5 protein-coding genes are annotated in these 5,579 nt (G+C 68.8%); 3 read left to right on the forward strand and 2 right to left on the reverse strand.

Annotation, left to right across the window (positions count from 1 at the left end; translation table 11 throughout):
* Positions 1–42 precede the first annotated feature (42 nt).
* Entirely contained in the window at positions 43–1,977 is a 1,935-nt protein-coding gene (asnB, locus tag ACFWY9_RS37800) for an asparagine synthase (glutamine-hydrolyzing) (RefSeq protein WP_378331424.1), read from the reverse strand.
* Between the two features lie 193 nt (positions 1,978–2,170).
* Here asnB and ACFWY9_RS37805 point away from each other — a divergent pair, with 193 nt between their 5' ends.
* Both ACFWY9_RS37805 and ACFWY9_RS37810 read left to right on the forward strand, forming a co-directional pair.
* Positions 2,171–3,115 carry a cytochrome c oxidase subunit II gene (locus ACFWY9_RS37805; RefSeq protein ID WP_378331423.1) on the forward strand — a complete coding sequence of 315 codons (945 nt, stop codon included), beginning with the start codon at positions 2,171–2,173 and terminating at the stop codon, positions 3,113–3,115.
* 30 nt (positions 3,116–3,145) lie between these two features.
* Positions 3,146–3,565: a cytochrome c oxidase subunit 4 gene (locus ACFWY9_RS37810; RefSeq protein WP_378331422.1), complete on the forward strand. Its 420-nt coding sequence runs from the start codon at positions 3,146–3,148 to the stop codon at positions 3,563–3,565.
* Here ACFWY9_RS37810 and ACFWY9_RS37815 read toward each other — a convergent pair.
* On the reverse strand, positions 3,513–4,445 hold the full coding sequence (locus ACFWY9_RS37815) for a DMT family transporter (RefSeq protein WP_378331421.1): 933 nt from the start codon (positions 4,443–4,445) through the stop codon (positions 3,513–3,515). The genes ACFWY9_RS37810 and ACFWY9_RS37815 overlap by 53 nt on opposite strands.
* Positions 4,446–4,527: 82 nt before the next feature.
* Here ACFWY9_RS37815 and ACFWY9_RS37820 point away from each other — a divergent pair, with 82 nt between their 5' ends.
* On the forward strand, positions 4,528–5,487 hold the full coding sequence (locus ACFWY9_RS37820; protein ID WP_378331420.1) for a GlxA family transcriptional regulator: 960 nt from the start codon (positions 4,528–4,530) through the stop codon (positions 5,485–5,487).
* The last annotated feature ends 92 nt before the right edge of the window (positions 5,488–5,579 follow it).

Below are 5,579 nucleotides of genomic sequence, written 5' to 3' on the forward strand. Positions count from 1 at the left end.
CGCCAGACGCCCGTAAGGTGGCCTTGACGGCAGGCCGGGACCCTAGAGCTTGACGGGGTAGACAGGCTCGGGGATCTCGGGCTTGATGCGGTGCTCGACGAAGATCCCGTGCCAGATCATGAACACCAGCAGCGCCCAGATCTGCCTGCTGCGGTCGAACTGCCCGGCCTTGTGCTCCTCCAGCAGCGCCAGCACGGCGTTCTTGTCGAGCAGCGCGTCGGTCTTCGAGTCCGCGATGATCCCGCGTGCCCAGTCGTACATCTCGTCCCGCAGCCAGTGCCGGATCGGCACCGGGAAGCCCAGCTTCTTCCGGTTGATCACGTGCGGCGGGATGATCTTCGTCAACGCCTTGCGCAGCGCGTACTTCGTGGTACCGCCCGCCAGCTTCTGGTCGAGCGGGATGCTCGCGGCGACCTTGAACACCTCGGCGTCGAGGAACGGCACCCGCAGCTCCAGCGAGTTCGCCATGGTCACCTTGTCCGCCTTGACCAGGATGTCGCCGCGCAGCCAGGTGAACAGGTCGACGTGCTGCATCCGCGCGACCGGGTCCCAGCCCTTCGACTCGCGGTACCAGGGCGCGGTGACGTCCATGAAGCCGATGCCCTCGGCGAAGTCCGGCAGCACCGCGCGCAGCTGCTCGTCGCGGAAGTTGCGCGCGTTGCCGTAGTAGCGCTCCTCCAGCGTCAGCGCGCCACGGCGCAGCAGGTCCTTGCCGCGTGTGCCCTCGGGGATCTTCGTGGAAACCTTGCCGAGCAGCTTCCGCACACCGCCGGGGATCTTCTCGAACGGCGCCAGCGACAGCGGTTCGCCGTAGATCGTGTAGCCGCCGAACAACTCGTCCGCGCCTTCACCGGACAGCACCGCCTTGACGTGCTTGCGGGCCTCGCGGGCGATGAACCACAGCGGCACCAGCGCCGGGTCGGCCACCGGGTCGTCGAGGTACCAGACGATGAGCGGCAGCGTTTCCATCATCTCGTCCGCCGACACGATGCGGACCACGTGCTCGACGCCGATCGCCGCGGCCGACTCGGCGGCGACGTCCACCTCGGAGTAGCCCTCGCGCTCGAACCCGCTGGTGAACGCGATGAGGTTCGGGTTGTGCTCCTTGGCCAGCGTCGCGGTCGCGGTCGAGTCGATCCCGCCGGAGAGGAAGGCGCCGACCGTGACGTCCGGGTCGGAGATCATGTGCTTGGAAACCGAGTCGCGCATCACATCGGCGATGCGCTCGTACAGCGCTTCGGCCTCGGCCTCGCTGTTCACGGGCTTCACGGTGAACTGCGGGTGGAAGTACCGGGTGAACTTCACCTCACCGCCGGGCTTCAGGCGGAACGACGTGCCGGACTCGACGCGGCGGATCCCGGTGTGCAGCGACTCGGGCTCGGGCACGTACTGCAGGACGAGGTAGTGCTGCAGGGCCGTCCGGTCCAGCTCCTCGGCGACGCCGAGCGTGTCCGACAGCTCCAGCAGGGACTTCTTCTCGCTGGAGAACGCGATCCCGCCCGGTCCGGCGGAATAGAACAGCGGCTTGATGCCGAACGGGTCGCGCGCGCCGAAGACCACCTTCTCCTGCGAGTCCCAGATCAGGAAGGCGAACATGCCGCGCAGCTTCTCGACCGCGGCCTCGCCGAGGTAGTGGTACGCCGCGACGATCGCCTCGCCGTCGCCCTCGGTGCCGAACTTCGCGCCGTGCTCCTCGGTCAGCTCTTTTCGCAGCTCGAGGTAGTTGTAGATCTCGCCGTTGAAGTTCAGCGTGTAGCGCGCCGGAGCCTCCGGCGGGCCCCAGACCAGCGGCTGGTGCGCGTGCTCGACGTCGATGAAGGCGAGCCGGTTGAAGCCGTAGACGACCTCGGCATCGGCCCAGGTGTCCTGCTCGTCCGGGCCGCGGTGGCGCTGGCAGCGCATCGCCGCGCCGACGGCGTCACGGGCGTTCGCCGCGTCGGTCTCGGTGGCGCAGATCAGTCCAAGCAGGCCGCACACGTGTACTCACACACCTCTGGTCGTGGCCGGGGTCTGGGAAGGGCCCAGTATGCCGCGCGCCACCGGTACCCGGCCGTGGTGGGTGACACGTGTGTCACGCGTACCCCTTGGGCGGCGGGATCCGCCAACTCGGCTAGGCTCCGCCTGTCACGAAGATCGGTCGAGGAGGCTCTGGGTGAAAGGGCGAGGCGCAGTGGGAAATCCAGGGCGCACCCCGGTGGGTAAGCGGGTCGGCCGCGTCGCCGCGCTGGTGGTGCTGGTCGCGCTGACCGCGACGGGCTGCTCGGGCGACGAGATCCTGCGGTTCGGCTGGCCGGTGGGTGTCACCCCGCAGGCGAACGACATGCGGTGGCTGTGGACCTGGACCGTGATCGCCGCGCTGGTGGTCGGTGTCATCGTGTGGGCGCTGATCTTCTGGACCGCGACCTTCCACCGCAAGAAGAAGACGGCCCCTGGCGAGGAAGAGGAGCTGCCCCGCCAGTTCCAGTACAACATCCCGCTGGAGCTGTTCACGGTCGTCGTCCCGACGATCATGGTCTGCGTGCTGTTCTTCTTCACCGCGACGACCGAGAGCAGGGTTCTGGACAAGAAGCCGAACCCGGACGTCACCGTGGACGTGATCGCCTTCCAGTGGAACTGGGAGTTCAAGTACGAGGGCGACAAGGCCAAGCGCGCCGACGGCGGCCAGGTCAGCACGGTCGGCTCGTCCGGCGAGATCCCGCTGCTGGTGCTGCCGACGAACAAGACGATCGAGTACAAGCTGCGCTCGACCGACGTCATCCACTCGTTCTGGGTCCCCGAGTTCCACTTCAAGCGGGACGTCATGCCGGACCCGGAGAAGAACAACCAGGACTTCTCCTTCCAGAACTCCATCGACCGCGAAGGCTCCTTCGTCGGCCGGTGCGCGGAGCTGTGCGGCACGTACCACTCGGTGATGAACTTCGAGGTCCGCGCGCTGTCGCCGGACAAGTACGACCGGTACATCCAGCTGCGCACGCAGACGAACCCGAAGACCGGCAAGCCGAACACCGCGTCCGAGGCGCTGTCGGCGATGAACTGCGGCGAGCTGTGCAGCCCGTACGCGGTCACCACCAAGCCGTTCAACACCGACCGCACCGCCCGTACCGCGTCCAACTGACCCGGTCCGAAGCTTCGAAAGGAAACGTCCATGAAGGTCGAAGCGCGGATCTTCGACATCGTCGCGGGCTTTGCCTTCGTCGTGGCCGTCATCTACGGGTTCATGACCCACTACATGAGCGGCTACGGCACCGAACCGGTCGGCGTGGTCGCCCTGATCCTGACCGGCGGGCTCGCCCTGCTGGCCGGGAGCTACCTGCGGTTCGTCTCCCGGCGGATCGAGGCACGCCCGGAGGACCGGGAGGACGCGGAGATCAGCGACGGTGCCGGCGAGCTGGGCTTCTTCAGCCCGGGCAGCTACTGGCCGATCGGCCTGGCCGCCTCGGCGGCGCTCGGCGGCCTCGCGCTCGCGTTCTTCCACGTCTGGCTCCTCGTCATCGCCATCGTCGCGCTGCTGATCACGATCGGCGGACTGGTGTTCGAATACCACACGGGTCCGAACCACGAGTGACGTTCACCGCGGTCCTGGTGGTGCGGCGCGGAGCGAGCGCCGCCGCCAGGACCGCGAGCATGCCCAGCAGCTCCGGCCAGCTGGGCCGGTGCCCGTAGGCCGCGACGTCCACAAGCACCGCGACCACGGGATACACGTAGGACAGCAGGGCGACCGTGGTCGTCGGAAGTTTCCCGATGCTGGCGTAGATCAGCACGTACATCAGTGCCGTGTGCACGGTGCCCAGCAGCACCAGCCACAGTAGGCCGGACGTCGTCGACGGCAGCGGCGTCAGCAGCAACGCGGGCGCGAGCAGGACAGCGCCGACCGCGCACTGGACCGCCGCCAGCAGATGCGGCCGGATGTGCGTGAGCTGCTTGGCCACGAAGGACGCTCCCGCGTAGAGCAGGGCCGCGCCGAGTGCCAGCCCGATTCCCGCCAGCCGCACGGGTTTCCCGTCCTCGCCGTGCGCGGACAGGGAGATCACCGCGACCCCGCCGAACGCGATGCCCGCCCGGACGAGGTGGTTCTTCGTCACCTTCTCGCCGAGGAACGCCGCGGCGAGACCGACCAGGATCAGCGGCTGGGTGTGGTAGACGACGGTGCTGACGGAGATCGACGACAGCGCGTACGAGGCGAACAGCAGCACCCAGTTGCCGACGAGGAAGACGCCGCCCAGCACCGCGAGCAGGAAATCGCGGCGGGTGGGCCGCCAGGTGTGCAGCCAGCCGCGCGCGGCGGACCACAGGAGCAGCAGGACGCCGCCGACGAGGCAGCGCGCGAACGCCACGGCAGGGGCCGCCGCGCCGCTTTCCAGCACGACCGCGCCGATGGTGCCGGACAGGGCCATCGCCGCCGACCACTGGAGAAGTGGCCGGGTTTCGGGGGAGAGGTTCGTCATGGCGTCCACCTTCGCCTGGCGGATCGCGAGCGACCAGTGTCAGAAATGACATCGGGCGCAAAACTTGTGACATCCTGGCCGGGTGGATGTGAACCGTGTCGCGGTCGTGCTCGCCGACCAGGTGTCGCCGTTCGAACTCGGGGTCGCCTGCGAGGTGTTCGGCACCGACCGCAGTGCGTCCGGAATGGACGGTTGGGACTTCGCGGTCTGTGCTCCGGAGGGCGCGGAAGTTCATAGCTGGTCCGGTTTCGGGCTCACCGGTTTGTCCTCTTTGGACTACGCGACGAGCGCGGATCTGCTCATCGTGCCCACCTGCGCGCCGCGGACCGCGCCGCCGCCGGAGCCGGTGCTCGACGTCCTGCGGGACGCGGCCGCGCGCGGGGCGTGGGTGGCGGGATTCTGCGCGGGAGTGTTCACCCTGGGCTACGCGGGCCTGCTCGACGGCCGGCGCTGCACCGTGCACTGGGTGTACGAGGCCGAGTTCCGCGAGCGGTTTCCCACGGCCGAGGTCGACCCCCAAGCACTGTATGTGGACGACGACGGCGTCCTGACCAGCGCGGGCACCGTGGCCGCGGTGGACCTGTGCCTGCACCTGGTGCGACGGCTGCGCGGGGTCGCGGCCGCGACGGCGCTGGCGCGGCGCATGGTGGCCGCACCCCACCGGACGGGCGGTCAGGCACAGTTCGTCGAAGCGCCCGTCCCGGCGACGGCCGCGCCGGACGACTCCGTCGTCGCGGAGGCACTGGAGTGGGTCGAGCGACGGCTCGATCAGCCGTTCACCGTCGCGGAACTGGCGCGGCGCAGCGGCCTCGGCGAGCGGACGTTCCTGCGGCGCTTCTCGGCGGCCACCGGGACGACGCCGCACCGCTGGCTGACCGAGCGGCGGCTCGACCGCGCGCAGGCGCTGCTGGAGGAGGGACGGCTGTCGGTCGAGGACATCGCGGTGGCCTGCGGATACGCCTCGGCCGCCGCGCTGCGGCACCAGTTCACCCGGCTGCGCTCGACGACGCCGACGGCCTACCGCGCCGCCTTCCGCGGCTGAAGGGGGTGGGGGGGTGGGGGGGGTATGGTAGAAGTCGAACGGGCAAGAAAGAGCAAGATATAGATAGAGGTCTGAAACTAAAAAAAACAAAA

This window comes from Amycolatopsis sp. NPDC059027 (assembly GCF_042739735.1).
In the GTDB taxonomy this organism is placed as follows: Bacteria; Actinomycetota; Actinomycetes; order Mycobacteriales; family Pseudonocardiaceae; genus Amycolatopsis.

What these genes read in the sequence shown, in the direction of transcription:
- ACFWY9_RS37815 (WP_378331421.1), bottom strand. Translation starts at nt 4,445, where the DNA reads ATGACGAACCTCTCCCCCGAAACCCGGCCACTTCTCCAGTGGTCGGCG.
- ACFWY9_RS37810 (WP_378331422.1), top strand. Translation starts at nt 3,146, where the DNA reads ATGAAGGTCGAAGCGCGGATCTTCGACATCGTCGCGGGCTTTGCCTTC.